Raw genomic sequence first — 16,152 nt, 5'->3', positions numbered from 1 at the left:
CTTGTCAGTAAATCTCCAAATCTTTTTTCATATTATTGAACACAAAAGTCTTACGTAATTTTCCAGAAATGTGCAATTCAACAATACCTGAATCGTACTCCGCTTTTGCGACATAGAGATTATCGTAAATATCTGCATATGAACGATATGACAATTCTGGTACGGTTTGCTTACGCTCAATTAATTTGGCAACTTTAGCAATCAATTTTTTCTTAAGGGTCACCTGATTCCAATCCACCCGATTGACCTCATCAGGGGCATTGTAGCTATTCATAGCACGCTTAACATCTGCTTCTGTGTAATTTCCATCTTCACCTGTTGCAACCATCTTACTACGCTGGAATTCTTGTCCCAACTGCATGAAACACATCCCTTGCATACTTAGATTAAGAGCATTTGCCAAGTAGATACGTTTTTCAATATCTTCTGGCGAATCATGTGGATGCAAATGATGCATAAGATCATTCAAATTGTAATTGTCATGAGCTTCGATATAGTTGAGGACCTGACCTGGCATGAGGTAGTTTACAAAACCACGGCTACCAAGCAGACTCTTGGCAATCTGGTCTTCCAATGGGGCTCCGGACACATAACCGTTACTGATGTGTCCATAGACTTCTGCCCCTTTAACGGCGTCACGCGCATTGTCATTGAAAAATCCGATTCTAGGCATCAAGGCTGCATTATCCTTCTTGCCCTTTTGATCCACAGGAAGACCAATTCCCATATCCCATCCTTCACCATATAGAAGAATCCTAGGATCAATATCATCCATGGCCGAACGAATGGCATTCATAGTAGCAACATCATGCAAGCCCATAAGGTCAAAACGGAAACCATCCACTCCAAATTCTTCTGCCCAATAGGTTAAGGAATCAATCATATACTTACGGTACATTTCCTTTTCACTGGCTGTCTCATTTCCACAGCCTGATCCATCTTGGAAAGACCCGTTGTCATGCATACGGTAGTAATAAGCCGGCACAGATAGTTGGAAAGGAGAGCTGTAAGATGAGTAAGTATGGTTATAAACCACATCCATGATGACCCCAATTCCTGCCTCATGGTAGGTCTGAATCATTTTCTTAAGCTCTAAAATTGGTGCCACGGGATTCTTTTGATCAGCAGCAAACTGACGGTCTGGAACATTGTAATTCTCAGGATCATAGCCCCAGTTGTAGAGCAACTTACCATCTTTATCATAGGTTTTATGGTGATCAAAGACCGGTTGCAGTTGGACATAGTTGTAGCCCATACGTTTGAGGTAATCAAAGCCAGTCACATCTCCATGGGCATTTTTAGTCCCTTTCTGACAGGCACCTAGATAGGTTCCTCTATAGGACTGCTTAACACCAGATGTCTCTGAAATTGAGAAGTCACGGAGGTGCATTTCACAGATAACGGATGAGCAAGCATTTGCCTTACGCCAGCTCGCTTTTTGTTTGGTAACCTTTTCATACCCTCTTGGGACAAGTCTCTGTGGATTGACCACCAAACTTTTTTTATTATCTAAGCTAAGAGCGATACTGTAAGGGTCTCTCGTATCCTGATAGAAGCTTTCCTCATGATACACACGAAATTGGTAGGCTACCCCATCTAAGTCCTTTTTGACAGTGGCACTCCAAACACCGTGAGTATTCATCTCATGACGGTCCTTATTGATACTGGTTCCTCGACTCATCTTAACAATCTTAGGCTTCTTACTCCCTCTTTTAAAGAGAAGTAGCTGCACACGACGAGCTAGAGGTGACCAAAGGCGAAACTCTGTAGCCCCTTTTTGATACTTATAGCCTAACCAGCCTTGAAAGCCCCACTTTTGGTCAAATTCCTGTCTACGAAGAGCCATATCAAAGGCATGCTGGTCGCGACCTTCGAAACTATGGCTAGTCAAGGCTGCCTGTTTAGAATAATAAACCGTTGGATCACCTTCAACTATCCAAATAGCATTGGGAGCATCCCCTAGGAAGCGTCGAACGCGATAATCATGTGTTTGCCTCGACCAGTCTTCCGTTTTTACCAAAAGATTGACAGAATCAATAAAACGATTAGAGGGAGAAGTAACCTGACCAACAAGGCCAAAATCATCTTCACGTGAAAAATGGGCTTCTTCGCCCCAATAACCATCTAGCCACTTCCACATACTGTATCGGGAATAGTCGCCATGCATACTATGAAAATGAACGGTTAGTAAATTGTCCATTTTTAACTCCTTAGTTTTATTCACTCACTTTACTCCTTATTATAGCAAAAAATGTTCGTTTTGTAAGCGTTTCTGTGGAATGTTTTGCAATTTTTTGGTCTATTTTGAACATAAAAAAAGAATGAGAAAACAAATGGCAAAACACTCATTTTTCTCATTTCTTTTGTCTATTTTAATTCTTTTAAAAACCAAGCTTGAGACTCTTTCCAGTTCATTATTCTTGAGTCATCAAAACCTTACGTGGTTTGGTACCTTCAGCTGGTCCGATAACGCCTGCTTCTTCCAACTCTTCCATCAAACGAGTGGCACGGTTGAAACCAACTGACAGACGACGTTGAATCATGGAAGCACTTGCTTTTTGTGTTTCAAGGACCAAAGCCTTGGCCTCTTCAAAGAGTGGGTCACCTTCTGAGCTACCACCATTGGCAAAGGAACCTCCACCAAAATCATTTTCAGAAACTTCTCCAGGATCAAAGCTCTCATCATAGTCAGCTGAAGCCTGATCCTTGATAAAGGTCACAATACGTTCTACGTCATCATCAGAGATGAAGGAACCTTGTAGACGAACAGGGTGGTTCTCATCAATCGGTTTGAAAAGCATATCCCCACGTCCGAGTAGCTTTTCTGCCCCATTTTCATCTAAAATGGTACGACTATCTGTTCCCGAAGACACCGCAAAGGCCACACGAGATGGCACATTGGCCTTAATCAAACCAGAGATAACATCAACCGACGGACGTTGAGTGGCGAGAATCATGTGAATTCCCGCAGCACGCGCTTTTTGCCCCAAACGAATAATAGCATCTTCCACTTCCTTACTAGCTACCATCATCAAGTCAGCCAACTCATCAACGATAACCACAATTAAAGGCAAGGGAATCTGTTTTTCTTGCGACTGGGCATTCCAGTCTTCAACCTTGGCATTGTAGCCAGCAATGTTACGCACGCCAAACTTACTAAAGAGTTCGTAACGATTTTCCATCTCATCTACCACTTTTTGAAGAGCCTTGGCAGCCTTACGTGGGTTAGTCACAACAGGGATAAGGAGATGAGGAATATCATTGTAAACCGAAAGTTCAACCATCTTCGGATCGACCATGAGGAACTTCACCTGGTCAGGACGAGCCTTCATAAGAATACTAGAGATAATACCGTTTACCGCAACCGATTTACCAGAACCTGTTGATCCGGCCACCAGCAAGTGAGGCATCCGACCCAAATCAAAGCTACGAGCCGAACCATCAACTGCCTTACCGAGAGGAACTTCCAAGAGCTTATTAGGGTCCGTCTTGGACTGTTCCCATAGTTCTCGGAAAGAAACCGTCGCAATCTCTGAGTTAGGCACTTCGATACCAACCAAAGATTTTCCAGGAATAGGTGCCTCAATACGGACATCTTTCGCAGCTAGAGCCAGAGCTAAGTCATCAGCTAAATTTGAAATGCGATTGACACGGACCCCAACAGCAGGCTTGACCTCGTACTTGGTCACTGACGGCCCAATTTCAGCCCGCTCAACCTTAACGTCAATATTGAAACTCTTGAAGGTATCTTCTAAGATTCGAATATTCTTACGAACGATGTTCTTCTCTTTAGATTGACTCTTAGGCTTATCAGGTGCAAAGAGATCTATTTGAGGTAATTTATACTGCAGGAGTTCCTTAGGCGTGAAATCGACCTCAACTGGTGCGTCATCTCCCTCAACCACCATAGATGGGGGAAACTCCTCGCTTGGCACATCCTCTGGATAAGGTCCATAATCTTCTTGGAAATCCTTATAATCCTCTGGAGGCAGATTATCATAGTAGTCCTCAGAGGCATAATCACTGATTTCAGGTTCAGGTGCAAAAATCTCAGTTTCTTGTGGCAAGGCCTCTGCGGCATCATCTAAGATTTCTCCCGTCTCCTCGTCGACAGTCAAATCAGCCAGACGCTCGGCTTCGGCACGTTCTTTTGCTTCACGTTCTTTCTGAGCCTGACGTTCTGCCTTCTTCTCCTGACGCTGAGCCGTCCGTTCCAAACGCTTCTCAGCCCCTTTTTGCCAAGCTTCCTTAGCATACTCCATGATATCCAAGACATCCCAAGGGCTAAGAATGAAAGCCCCTAAGAGAATAATCAATACCCCAATCATGAAGCTACCAATATTTGAAAAGAGGAAGGAAATCGGTTGGTACAGAAAAGCCCCCAACATACCACCACCCGCAAAACGAGCGACTTGCACACTCACAAGTTCCCCAAAAAGCAAGTCCTTGGTACCAGGGAAAATATCCAGACCGTTCATACGATCTAGACTAAAGAGATAGGCGTGAAACTCCAACAAGAGCCCCGCGAAGACCATCCAAAATCCTGTGACATAGTTACTGTGTTTACGTAACCATTTAAAGCCAAAGAGATAAACATAGATAGCAAATATTAAAGGGTAAGCCATACTCCCCACAAATACTCGAAAGATATTATAGAGGGTAACCCCAAAGAAACCCAATCGAAAGACTGGGAAAATTAAGACAAAGGCAAAAAAGAAGGTCCATAGCATTCGCTTAATCGCCTTCTGTCTGTCTAATTCTGCTTTTGTAAGACGCTTCTTACCGTTCTTAGAAGCCGCCCCTTTTTTCGTTTTTTTCGTTGTAGCCATAGGTGTATTATACCACGTTTTTAGACATGAAAAAAGAGAGACAAGTCTCTCCTTGGTTTGAAGACAAAGTCTTCTTTTGACATTATTCTTCAATTAACGATGTTGAGTGAACCGGACGATTCTTACCATCTGGATCAATATATTGAATAGCTTGGTTGATAGCGATAGGGGCTTCACCCATTCCCACAGCAATCAAGTCAATCTTACCTTCATATTCTGCTGCATCACCAATAGCATAAACACCCTCTTGTGAAGTTTCAAACTGAGCATTAACAGTAACGCTAGAGCGTTTGAAGTCAACATTCCAGTTACGAAGGTTTTTATTGTTGGTTGAGAAGCCAAAGCTAACAATAAGGGTATCAAGCGGCAATTCCACAACTTCATCTGACTTCACTTTTTGAACAGTCAAACTTTTGGCAAGACCACTTTCACCCTTAATTTCAAGGGGTACATAAGGTGTCATCACATTAACTGATGATTGATGAAGAAGCTCTACACTATGCTCATGGGCACGAAAAGCATCACGTCGGTGAATCAAAGTCACGCTCTCAGCAATCCCATCTAGGTGATTGGCCCAGTCAACAGCTGAATCCCCACCACCAGCAATCACAACCTTCTTGCCAGCAAATTGGTCCAAGCTATGCACATTATAGAACAAGTTATTATCCGCATAATCTTCTTCATTGTCCACACCTAAAGGACGTGGAGCGAAGGCACCATTTCCACAGGCAATGACGATAGCCTTAGACAAGTGTTGACCCTTGCTAGTGGCAATTGTAAAGATGCCATCAGTCTTTTCAAAGGTTTGAACTTCCTCTTTCAAATGAATGCTGACACGATCTTCAAAACGCTTAAGCTGAGTCAAGAGGTTTTCTGTCAATTCCGCACCTGTTGTTTGAGGAAAGGCTGGAATATCATAGATTTTCTTCTCAGGGTAGAGGATGGCAGGCTGTCCACCAAGTTCTGACAGACTCTCAATAATATTAACAGTCATGCCACGTAGACCGGCATAAAAGGCAGCCCAAAGTCCTACTGGTCCACCACCAATAATGGTAATATCATAAATCTTTTCTTCTGACATTTTATTTTCCTTCTGCTTTTATCTCTTCTAAAATCTGACGTTCTTCATCCGTAAAATCATAGTTTTCCAAAAGATCTGGTCGACGCTCCCAGGTCTTACGCAAACTCTGCTCCATACGCCAACGTCGAATATTGACATGGTGACCTGACAAGAGCACATCTGGCACCTTCATGCCACGAAACTCAGCTGGGCGAGTGTACTGTGGAAATTCCAAAAGCCCTGATGAGAAACTATCATCCTTATGACTAGCTTCCTTACCTAAAACCTCAGGAATCAAGCGAACAGTAGCATCTACAATAGTCATGGCAGCCAGCTCTCCCCCAGTCAAGACAAAGTCTCCCAAGGAAATCTCGTCTGTCACCAAAGTTTTGATGCGCTCATCATAGCCCTCATAATGGCCACAGATAAAGACCAATTCCTCTTCTTGCGCCAATTCTTCTGCATAGGCCTGATCAAAGGTACGCCCCGCAGGATCTAGGAGAATAACGCGAGGCTTAGTGACGTTTAGCTTGTCAAAGGTATCAAAAATTGGCTGGGCACGAAGCAACATGCCTTGTCCACCACCGTAAGGTTCGTCATCTACATGACGAGCCTTCTCCGCATTTTCACGGAAATTGTGATAGTTGATTTCTAGAAGCCCCTTATCCTTTGCCTTACCAACAATGGAATGCTCTAAGGGAGCAAACATATCTGGAAATAGGGTCAAGATATCAATCTTCATCGTCCAATCCTTCCATGAGCTCAACCTCAATACGACCAGCTGCAACATCAACATCAAGAACTACAGGTGGGATATATGGCAAGAGCAAATCTTTCTTGCCTTTACGTTTTACTACCCAAACATCATTAGCACCCGGTTGGAGAATCTCTTTGACCTGACCAATCAAAGTATCACCTTCATAAACATCAAGGCCTATGATCTCATGGTAGTAAAATTCCCCGTCATCAAGGTCTGTTAGATTTTCCTCAGCAATCTTAAGGCTACAACCTTTATACTTCTCTACATCATTGATATGGTAAAGTCCTTTAAACTTAACGATATCAAAGTTTTTATGCTTACGGTGACTAGCAATTTCGACATCCATGATGTAATTATCTTTGTCATCAAAAAGGGCTAGGACACTCTTCTTCTTAAAACGCTCATCCGCAAAATCTGTTACAGACAAAACACGAAGTTCACCCTGCAAGCCCTGTGTATTTACAATCTTTCCAACGTTATAGTATGTCATTGCATTTCCTTATTATCTGTTTACTTCTTCAAATAAAACCACGACTCGACCAAGGGCTTATCATCATCTGACAGCCATCACAAAACAAAGTTTTTTCTTCGGGTCGAGGTCTCGTTATTTATGATTTTAAAGTGGTATAAAATGTCTGACCTAGGCCAGTCAACCCCTCTATTTTATCAAAAAGGACACAAAAAAACCAGCTTTCTCTAGCTGGTACTTATAGTCCGTACGGGATTCGAACCCGTGTTACCGCCGTGAAAAGGCGGTGTCTTAACCCCTTGACCAACGGACCATAATCTGTGTCTCTACCCTCAGGTAGAACTGGGGTAGCTGGATTCGAACCAACGCATGAGGGAGTCAAAGTCCCTTGCCTTACCGCTTGGCTATACCCCAAAAGACTCTTAATATTCTACAGAAAAACTAGTAGGCTGTCAACACTTTTTTAAACTTTTTTCAAAAAAAGCAACCGGAAATACCGATTGCTAGGAGTTAGGAGATTTCATCATCTAAGCGAACTTAGATAGATGATATGAGGTCGCTTCAACCTCATATGAAAAAAGAAAAGTTTTAGGATGGTTTAATTATATGTTTTGCTAGAAATAAAGTCAAAGAATTTGACTCACAAAATCCGACTTAGGGGTAAGAGTTATGATAACCCTCTCTAGCCCCTAGATAACAAGCTTAGTTGATAGCTTTATTCATCATCCTGCGAAACCAAATGATGTCTAAAGGCATAAACAACAGCCTGAGTACGGTCATCAACATTGAGTTTTCCAAGGATATTAGACACGTGAGTTTTAACGGTTTTCAACGAAATAAATAGCTCATTAGCAATGGTTTGATTGTCATACCCCTTAGCCAAAAGGGCCAAGATATCACGTTCACGTGCCGTCAAGTCATCGTGTAAGTCCGGATGACTATCATGGTATTTAATCTTATTGTCCACCTCAGTTTCGATAGCTTCTTCACCACGGTAAACCTTACGGATACTATTGAGAATCTCTGCCGCACTACTAGTTTTAAGCATATAGCCTTTAGCACCAGCTTCAATGACTGGGTAAATTTTTTCATTGTCCAAATAGCTAGTCAAAACCAAAATCTTGGCTTCCGGCCATTCTTTGAGCAATTCCAAAGTCGCTTGAACACCATCTAATTCAGGCATGACAAGATCCATAACGACGACATCCGGACGCAGTTCCAAGGCAAGATCGACACCCTCTCGACCATTCCCTGCCTCTCCAACTACTTCTATATCTCCTTGGAGATTCAAGAAACTCTTAAGGCCCAAACGGACCATCTCATGGTCATCGACCAAAATCACATTAATCTTATTCGACATTGTCTTCTCCTCTTAATATCGGCACACGGACATCAATAGACGTCCCCTTACCTTTAGCAGATAGGAACTGCACAGTTCCTGCCATTTCATCGACACGCTCTTGGATATTTTTCAGGCCATAACTCATCTCGTCAGTCGAAGCATTTAAGTCATAACCAACACCATTATCCAACATTTTCAATTGAATTTCCTGACTATTTTGATAGAGGTAAACCTCTATCTGGCTAGCCTTGGCGTGTTTAAGGGTATTAGAGATAAACTCTTGGGCAATCCTAAAGAGATTATTTTCAATACGCTTGGGCACTTTCTTAACCATATCCTTGTAGACGACATGGATATTGGATTTATCGGTTAATTCCTTAAGAATCATCTGCAAACCTTCTTGCAAGGTCTTGTTCTCAAGCTCTGTCGGACGAAGATGCAAAAGCAAAACACGCATATCATTTTGAGCGTCCGTCAGCATGGCCTCAACCGCCTGGATCTGATTATGCAAATCTTCCTTACTTAGCTGGTCCGCCATCTGAGATACACCAGATAGGATCATACTAGCCGCAAAAAGCTCCTGACTAACGGTATCGTGAAGGTCACGAGCAATACGACCTCTCTCCTTCTTGATAATATCACGACTTTGTAGAGCTTGGGCATTCTCAGTTTTCTGCAAGTCCTTAGTCAATTTACGCATCTTATGAGACAGGCGCATCATATTCTTGTCTAACTCAATATCTCCCTGACGTTTGACTGGTTGATTATTGATAATGCGGCGCAAATCCTGATTGACTGAACGCATACTGTTATCATTGGCAATTGCCCAGAGAATATAAAGCAAAATGAGCAAACTCAGAACCACAAAAACCATGTTAAAAAGGAAGTGGAAGGCCTGAGACAGATTGCCGAAAACCAGTGAAAAGTTGAGGTTAAAGCTATCCATCACTACAAGGGTAACACCAACCAAAACTACAACCGAATAAATCAGGATTAAAAATAGGTACTGTTTCTTCATTTGCGACGTACCTCCACTGGTCCAGCTCCCACATTGAGAATCAATTTAACCGTCCGATGGGCATGCTCATACTCTGCCCCCTGCAAGGTCAAGCTTTCATAACGGAGATCGTATTCATCTTCATTAAAGAAGGTGACAGAGCTATAGATTGCCGATATGTTGAGTTTAACGGAAACATCAATTGGTACCAAGATAGTCGTCGGTCCATAGAGTTTCTGCAAAATCACGACATTATCTCGCCCCGAGATGATAACCTGGGTCAAATCAATCACATCTGTCCCAAAGAAACGGATGATATTGATATCATCAAAGTCATAACGATCACTGACAGGTTCCATTCGAGTCCCAATCCACTGGTTTCGCACAGCCTGAGGATCCAAGTCGTCTTCCTTGAATTGAATGAGAGCGTAACGATTCTTTTTCTTGACCTGTGAAAAATGGTTAATCATGACATAGGCTACCCCCACTAAGATGGCAAGCACCACATAGATATTCCACATGGAAACCAGAAAGAGTGAAATCAAACAGATGGTCAAGACAAAGTCACTCTTGGACTCCTTGTTAAAGAAGCGAACCGCCAACAAGGTTAAAACCAGAATGAAAATAAAACTGGTAATATCATTATTAAAAATGGTAATCAGGCCCAGAGTCAAAAGCAGGGCTTCCACCACTAAGAAAAAATTAAATTTGGTCATAAGGACCTCTCAAATAAAAGTATACAGGCTTCATTCTATCAAATTTTAAGGCAATTGACAAAAAGACCCAGTTTGAGCACTGACTAACCAAGATAGAAAAGGGGCAGAAGAAAGCAAAAAAGTGCCTCCATTACAGGAAACACAGTCTTTCATTCAAAAATCTTAATCGTCAGTATCGTCCATTTTGCTTTTTATCATTAGTACTGTACTTCTGATTTCCTCCAGTATGACACGCTGCTCTGCTAATTCTTTCTTAAGCTCAGCTAATTTTCGTTCAGTCTGACGACCTGACCGCACAAAAATATTATTAAGAGAGCTAGTTAACAACCCTAGAGTGGCAATCCCACTAAACATGAGAATTACAGCGACTGCCTTACCTACAAGCGTTTTAGGGACGATATCTCCATAACCAACCGTAGTCACCGTTGCTACAGACCACCAAATAGCATCTATAAAATTATGGTGTTCTACTCGGGCAATAACAGCACTACTGATAAGAATGATAATACTATTAACCGAAAGTAGAAAATAAAAGCCATTTCTGCGATTGATACGATTGGAAATATGCTTGAGCTTGCTACTCAAACCAATTAAACGTGAGAGTTTGGCCAACCTAGCAAAGCGTCCCACTCTTGAAAAACGGAGGAAGGTAAAGACTTCATTATAGGGAATAATAGCCAACAAGTCCAACACATGTGTTTTAACAAAGACTCGCTTACGAGGTGCTAAGGAGAAACGAATCGCATAATCAATGGCAAATATGAGCGTTATAGACTGATCTATCACTCTAAAAGGTCGCCTTCCAATTGAAATTAAGCCAACTAAATCAAAGATAACCAACCCAATGGAAATCAGGGCCAGGACCGTTATGACAATATCGTAGGTAATGATATACCTTCTCAGTTTTCTACGGTTTCTCATAGCATCTCTCCTATATGTAATGTCTTCATTATAAAAGAATCTCTGACCTCTGGCAAGCAGGTTTTTTAGGCTATCGACAAGATCTCTAGGTAGCAAAAAAGAGAGATTAAATAACCTCTCTTCATTATGTCTAAGTTTTTTAATCTATTGTAGTTCTGTGTGAGTAGCCTCTGTCGAGGTTTCAGTGCTTGAAGTTGTACTATCAGTACTTGAGCTCGTCGATGACGAATGTGTCGTACTGCTTGAGCTTGACTGAAGGTTTGAACTTGCTGTTACAACCGAAACATAGAGAATCACTGTACCATCAACACTTGTACCAGCTTGTGGATCTTGATAAAGGACCTCCGTACTGCTAGGAACCTTATCCTTATCTAATTTGGCACCAGTATTATAGTCGCGGTACTCGATGCTACTACTTGAGATATTCTTACGATTCAAGGTTTGAACCGCTGTTGAAACTGTTAAACCAGTCACATCAGGCATGGTAACTGTCTTAGGAGTTGCCACACGGAACTTAATCTTAGCCTTACTATCCTTAGGATTGAAAGACTTGTTTTTCCCTGGACTTTGAGATAGGATTTCTCCCTCTTCAGCACTGTCATCTTCGACATGCTGAATATCAATTTGGTCCTCAGAAACACCATAATTCGAAGTCAAGTCCTCAATGGCATCCTTATAGTTTTTACCCTTGTAGTCTTTCAAAGCGAAACCTTTACTACCAGAAGAAACATAGACATCAATGCTTGATCCTTCTTTTCGTGTGGTTCCAGCTGTAGGATCGGTCTTGATGACCTTACCCGTATCGACAGAGTCATCTTCCACTTCTTTGACTTCTCCTACCTTAAATCCAGCACCCTCAATTTTAGTCTGAGCTGTGGACAACTCCTGACCGACCACATTAGGTACTTGGACATTATCAGGATTGGTAAATACTAAATAGGCAAAGATGATAATACCAATAAAGACAAGTCCTAGGAAAACCTTGAGTAAGGTTGAGAAGAAGTTCTTCTTCTTTTTCTTCTTAGCTGGTGTCGTTTTTTTCCTTGGTTGTTTACTTGGAGCAGGTGTAGGCTCTGATGGTTCAGCAGCAACGGCTTTTTTCTCAGGACTTGCTGATGGAACTGGATCAACCTTCGGCAAGGTCTTGGTATCCGTCATATCATCAAAGACTACCTTGGCATCACATCGATGACTAGGATGCAAACTCGTTACCAAGTCACGGCTCATTTCCAAAGTACTATTGTAACGATTTTCTAGTTTTTTGGCTGTTGCTCGAATAACCACGTTTTCCAAAGCTTGGGGAACGTTACGGTTCTCTGCCAAAATCGATGGTAGTGGCTTTTGGAAATGTTGGAGTGCAATGGTTACTGCACTATCGCCATCATAAGGAATATGACCTGTCAACATTTCAAAAAGCATAATACCCATAGCATAGATGTCACTTTGGATAGTCGCTTTAGATCCACGAGCCTGCTCTGGTGAGAGGTAGTGGACAGAACCCAACATAGAGTTTGTTTGAGTTAGACTAGTCTCTGCAAAGGCAACCGCAATTCCGAAGTCTGTGACCTTGGCTGTACCGTCCTTAGTTAAAAGAACGTTTTGCGGCTTAAGGTCACGGTGGATAATGCCCTTTTGATGGGCAAGAGTCATGGCGGAAAGGACCTCCCCCATGATACGCACAACATCTTGGTTAGAAAGTGGCGCATGGTCTTGAATGTATTTCTTCAAGTCCGAACCGTCCACATACTCCATCACCAAGAACTGCTGGCCGTCTTCTTCGCCAATATCTCGGATAGCAACGATATTAGGATGACTGAGTTCTGCCATGGCACGCGCTTCACGTTGGAAACGGGCCACAGCCACCTGATCAGTTTGGTAATTGGTACGAAGTACCTTAATAGCCACTTTTTCATTATCCAGAATCAGGTCATTAGCCAGATAAACATCCGCCATACCACCACGTCCGATAGATTTAAGGATTCGATAACGTCCAGCAAACAATTTGCCAACTTGGATCATTATCCTTCCTCACTTTCTACCTTAATGAGAGCAACGGTAATATTATCAAGACCACCTGCCTCATTGGCTGCAGCTACCAAACGACTCGTTTTTTCTTCGACGAAACCAGGGCTGTTGACAATATGAACAATCTGTTCGACTGAAATCATGTTAGTCAAACCATCTGAATTGGCCAAAATATAGTCCCCTGGTTCTAATTGTTGGACACCAAGGTCAGCTTCAATCGGAGCAGCTTGCCCAATAGATTGCGTAATGATATTACGTTGTGGGTGAACTGCTGCTTCTTCTTCGGTCAACTGACCAGCCTTGATAAGAGCATTGACCAAAGAATGGTCATTCGTCAATTGCTTATACTCACCATTACGGATAAGGGCAATACGTGAATCCCCAACATGGGCGAAAATCACAGCATTATCAACAAAGGCAAGAACCTCGATAGTTGTTCCCATTCCCTTATATTCTTCGTTTTGGCCAAGTTCATAAATTTTACGATTTTCTGCATCAATGGCAGCAATCATCCAATCACGAATCTGACTCAGCTCACGAAAATCAGTGTTAATCCAGTCTCGACCAAGATCAGTCACTGACATCTCACTGGCAATATTTCCAGCACGGTGTCCGCCCATCCCATCTGCAACAACGACAAGGGTAACACCAGCTTGGTTGACAAATTTATTAACAAAATCTTGGTTATTTGACCGTTTTTGGCCAATGTCCGTTAATAATGATATTTCCATAGTTTTCTTTCTGACTTGCGTCAGCATTTCCTCCTCTGTAACCCTAAGCTTTTTTACGCAACTGTGCGATGAAAAAACCATCAGTTAGATACTGTTCGGGGGTAATTGCCAAACAGCCATTGACCACGATGTCTTTACATGGATGGTCTAAGGCAACTTGCTCAAAATCAGGATGGCTCTCAAGAAAGGCTTGAATCACCTCTTGATTTTCTTCTGCTATGATGGTGCAAGTACTATATGTTATTATACCACCTTTTCGTAGGGTTTGACAAACGCTGGATAGGATATCCAACTGCACAGCCTTAAGGGACTCAAAGTCTTGGAGATCCTTGTTATATTTGATATCGGGTTTCCGACGAATGAGCCCAATTCCTGAACAAGGTGCATCCACTAAAATCTTGTCAAAACTATCAGCTGGAAAGACTTGATGTACCTGACTAGCATCCAGTTTCTGAGTCTTAACCTTATCAGCTAGGCCAAGACGTTGGGCATTTTCTTCGATAAGGGCAAGCTTATGATCATAGAGGTCAAGCGCCGTCACATGTCCACTCGTCAAATAAGAGGCCATATGGACAGTCTTACCTCCAGGCGCCGCACAGGCATCCAGGATTTCTTCTTCACCTTGAATCCCTAAAGTTGGTGCAACCAGTTGACTGGTCTCATCCTGAATGGTCAACAAGCCCTCTTTAAAATAATCTGTCCCAGCAAAGTAACCTGAAGACTTAACAAGCCCGACTGGGGATAATACTGAACACTCAGCCCCAGTGGCCTCCGCAATCTCTTCCAAATGTGACGCATCCGTCACACGCACACTAGCCTTGTTTCTCACAAAAAGGCTTTGGAAAATAGCAAGGGCACGATCCTCTCCATACTGGTCGATAAGTTTTTTAACCAACCACACAGGTAGAGAATACTGAACGGAATAGCGTTTATTGACACGTTTGATTGTGCTTGGATCTGGCAAAGGCTGGCTAGATAGTTTACGAAGAACCGCATTGACCAGCTTCTCAGCCCCCTTTTTATTGCCACGATTTTTGGCAATAGAAACGGCATCATTAACCACCGCATGGGCTGGAATCTTATCTAAATAGGCCAACTGATAGAGGCTCAAAAGTAATAAGTCATAGACCCAAGGTTCAAGCTTGTCACGGTCCTCGATGACATGGGCTAGGACCCACTCCAACGTAATCTTACGAGCCACGGTCCCATAGACAATTTCCGTCACCAAGGCCTTGTCCTTATCTGTCAGATGCGACTTGCTCAGATGGGTATTGAGAGCAATATTTGAGTAGGCCCCTTCCTGGAAGGCTTCTTCTAAGACTTCAAGTGCCTGTCCACGGGCTGTTTTTTTCCAATCATTGGCCAAATGCATCACCTACTTCAAGATTGCGTCCGACCCCATTAAGGAAATCAGTAATAGCCATACGAGGCTTTCCTGCAGGTTGAACTGTCTTAAGTGAAATGGCTCCTTGACCAGTCGCAACTACCAAACTCTTTTTGGTCTTTTCAATGATATGACCAGCCTGTCCTTGGCCTTCTACCAAGTTCGCTTCATAAATCTTGAAACGTTTGCCGTCAAGCAAGGTATGTGCCACAGGCCATGGATACATGCCACGGATTTGATTGAAGATGTCACGAGCCGGCTTGTTCCAATCAAGTCGCTCCTCTTCTGGACTAATATTTGGTGAAAAAGTTACCTGACTGGCATCTTGAGGAACAGGTTTGATTTCTCCGGCAATGTAGGCAGGCAAGGTCTCAAGCAAGAGGTCACGACCCAAGACTGCCAATTTTTCAAACATGGTACCGACATTATCCTCGTCAAGAATTGGCAAGGCCTTTTGGCTAACCATGTCACCAGCATCCATTTCCTTAACCATTTCCATAATCGTCACACCCGCTTCTGCATCACCATTGATAATGGCATAATGGATAGGTGCCCCACCACGGTATTTTGGCAGGAGTGAAGCGTGGACATTCACTGCAAAATCCATGCTATTAAGCAACTTACTTGGTAAAAATTGTCCATAAGCTGCAGTAACAATCCCATCAGCACCAAGCGCCATTACTTGCGCCATTTCTTCTGACCCTGACAATTTTTCCGGTTGATAAATTGGCAAGTCATGCGCCAAGGCTACTTCCTTGACCGGTGTCATGCGAATTTCTTTTTTACGGCCGACAGCACGGTCTGGTTGCGTCACCACAGCAACAATATCGTAACGCTCATCTGTCAAAAGTCCTTCCAGCACAGTCGCTGAAAAGGCAGGCGTTCCCATAAATACTAATTTTGTCATATTCTTCCTTT

At 42.7% G+C, this 16,152-nt stretch carries 13 protein-coding genes and 2 tRNA genes; all 15 read right to left on the bottom strand.

Translation table 11 applies throughout. The features are described from left to right. Positions 1–4: 4 nt before the first annotated feature. The 15 genes from pulA to fmt all read right to left on the bottom strand — a co-directional run bounded on the left by pulA (position 5) and on the right by fmt (position 16,141). Positions 5–2,200, bottom strand: coding sequence for a type I pullulanase (pulA, locus tag O3670_RS05390; RefSeq protein ID WP_371595875.1), 2,196 nt, complete (start codon positions 2,198–2,200; stop codon positions 5–7). 214 nt (positions 2,201–2,414) lie between these two features. Beyond that, entirely contained in the window at positions 2,415–4,829 is a 2,415-nt protein-coding gene (locus O3670_RS05385; RefSeq protein ID WP_371595874.1) for a DNA translocase FtsK, read from the bottom strand. Positions 4,830–4,911: 82 nt separating this feature from the next. Next, positions 4,912–5,910, bottom strand: a complete 999-nt coding sequence (locus O3670_RS05380) for an NAD(P)/FAD-dependent oxidoreductase (RefSeq protein WP_175061913.1) — start codon at positions 5,908–5,910, stop codon at positions 4,912–4,914. Position 5,911: 1 nt separating this feature from the next. Then, positions 5,912–6,631 carry a tRNA (guanosine(37)-N1)-methyltransferase TrmD gene (gene trmD / locus O3670_RS05375; protein ID WP_002886864.1) on the bottom strand — a complete coding sequence of 240 codons (720 nt, stop codon included), beginning with the start codon at positions 6,629–6,631 and terminating at the stop codon, positions 5,912–5,914. Further along, positions 6,621–7,139 (bottom strand): ribosome maturation factor RimM, encoded by a 519-nt coding sequence (gene rimM / locus O3670_RS05370; protein ID WP_002884411.1) that lies wholly within the window; start codon positions 7,137–7,139, stop codon positions 6,621–6,623. The genes trmD and rimM overlap by 11 nt, the downstream gene beginning before the upstream one ends. 220 nt (positions 7,140–7,359) lie before the next feature. Next, positions 7,360–7,431: transfer RNA gene (locus O3670_RS05365), tRNA-Glu, on the bottom strand. Positions 7,432–7,460: 29 nt separating this feature from the next. Further along, positions 7,461–7,532: transfer RNA gene (locus O3670_RS05360), tRNA-Gln, on the bottom strand. Between the two features lie 301 nt (positions 7,533–7,833). Continuing rightward, positions 7,834–8,478 carry a response regulator transcription factor gene (locus O3670_RS05355; protein ID WP_022496266.1) on the bottom strand — a complete coding sequence of 215 codons (645 nt, stop codon included), beginning with the start codon at positions 8,476–8,478 and terminating at the stop codon, positions 7,834–7,836. After that, the gene (locus O3670_RS05350; protein ID WP_013990239.1) at positions 8,468–9,478 is read right to left on the bottom strand and encodes an envelope stress sensor histidine kinase LiaS; all 1,011 of its coding nucleotides are present in this window, start codon (positions 9,476–9,478) and stop codon (positions 8,468–8,470) included. Before O3670_RS05350 ends, O3670_RS05355 begins: the two co-directional genes overlap by 11 nt. Then, positions 9,475–10,173, bottom strand: coding sequence for a cell wall-active antibiotics response protein LiaF (gene liaF, locus O3670_RS05345; protein ID WP_038676488.1), 699 nt, complete (start codon positions 10,171–10,173; stop codon positions 9,475–9,477). The genes O3670_RS05350 and liaF overlap by 4 nt, the downstream gene beginning before the upstream one ends. Before the next feature lie 162 nt (positions 10,174–10,335). Next, complete coding sequence (locus tag O3670_RS05340) at positions 10,336–11,094, bottom strand: potassium channel family protein (protein ID WP_156685285.1); 759 nt, start codon at positions 11,092–11,094, stop codon at positions 10,336–10,338. 144 nt (positions 11,095–11,238) lie between these two features. Next, a complete protein-coding gene (gene pknB, locus O3670_RS05335) occupies positions 11,239–13,113 on the bottom strand; it encodes a Stk1 family PASTA domain-containing Ser/Thr kinase (RefSeq protein WP_156685284.1) in 1,875 nt (624 codons plus the stop codon). Next, a complete protein-coding gene (locus tag O3670_RS05330; protein ID WP_037598574.1) occupies positions 13,113–13,850 on the bottom strand; it encodes a Stp1/IreP family PP2C-type Ser/Thr phosphatase in 738 nt (245 codons plus the stop codon). Before O3670_RS05330 ends, pknB begins: the two co-directional genes overlap by 1 nt. Before the next feature lie 43 nt (positions 13,851–13,893). After that, complete coding sequence (gene rsmB, locus O3670_RS05325) at positions 13,894–15,216, bottom strand: 16S rRNA (cytosine(967)-C(5))-methyltransferase RsmB (protein WP_155124107.1); 1,323 nt, start codon at positions 15,214–15,216, stop codon at positions 13,894–13,896. After that, a complete protein-coding gene (gene fmt / locus O3670_RS05320; RefSeq protein ID WP_371595873.1) occupies positions 15,206–16,141 on the bottom strand; it encodes a methionyl-tRNA formyltransferase in 936 nt (311 codons plus the stop codon). Before fmt ends, rsmB begins: the two co-directional genes overlap by 11 nt. Positions 16,142–16,152: the final 11 nt, after the last annotated feature.

This window comes from Streptococcus sp. 27098_8_74 (genome assembly GCF_041431705.1).
GTDB lineage: Bacteria > Bacillota > Bacilli > Lactobacillales > Streptococcaceae > Streptococcus > Streptococcus salivarius_E.
This window is presented reverse-complemented; position numbering and strand designations above follow the sequence as displayed.

What these genes read in the sequence shown, in the direction of transcription:
- O3670_RS05340 (WP_156685285.1), bottom strand. Translation starts at nt 11,094, where the DNA reads ATGAGAAACCGTAGAAAACTGAGAAGGTATATCATTACCTACGATATT.
- O3670_RS05350 (WP_013990239.1), bottom strand. Translation starts at nt 9,478, where the DNA reads ATGAAGAAACAGTACCTATTTTTAATCCTGATTTATTCGGTTGTAGTT.
- O3670_RS05330 (WP_037598574.1), bottom strand. Translation starts at nt 13,850, where the DNA reads ATGGAAATATCATTATTAACGGACATTGGCCAAAAACGGTCAAATAAC.
- O3670_RS05355 (WP_022496266.1), bottom strand. Translation starts at nt 8,478, where the DNA reads ATGTCGAATAAGATTAATGTGATTTTGGTCGATGACCATGAGATGGTC.
- rimM (WP_002884411.1), bottom strand. Translation starts at nt 7,139, where the DNA reads ATGACATACTATAACGTTGGAAAGATTGTAAATACACAGGGCTTGCAG.
- pknB (WP_156685284.1), bottom strand. Translation starts at nt 13,113, where the DNA reads ATGATCCAAGTTGGCAAATTGTTTGCTGGACGTTATCGAATCCTTAAA.
- liaF (WP_038676488.1), bottom strand. Translation starts at nt 10,173, where the DNA reads ATGACCAAATTTAATTTTTTCTTAGTGGTGGAAGCCCTGCTTTTGACT.
- O3670_RS05380 (WP_175061913.1), bottom strand. Translation starts at nt 5,910, where the DNA reads ATGTCAGAAGAAAAGATTTATGATATTACCATTATTGGTGGTGGACCA.
- O3670_RS05385 (WP_371595874.1), bottom strand. Translation starts at nt 4,829, where the DNA reads ATGGCTACAACGAAAAAAACGAAAAAAGGGGCGGCTTCTAAGAACGGT.
- trmD (WP_002886864.1), bottom strand. Translation starts at nt 6,631, where the DNA reads ATGAAGATTGATATCTTGACCCTATTTCCAGATATGTTTGCTCCCTTA.
- pulA (WP_371595875.1), bottom strand. Translation starts at nt 2,200, where the DNA reads ATGGACAATTTACTAACCGTTCATTTTCATAGTATGCATGGCGACTAT.
- fmt (WP_371595873.1), bottom strand. Translation starts at nt 16,141, where the DNA reads ATGACAAAATTAGTATTTATGGGAACGCCTGCCTTTTCAGCGACTGTG.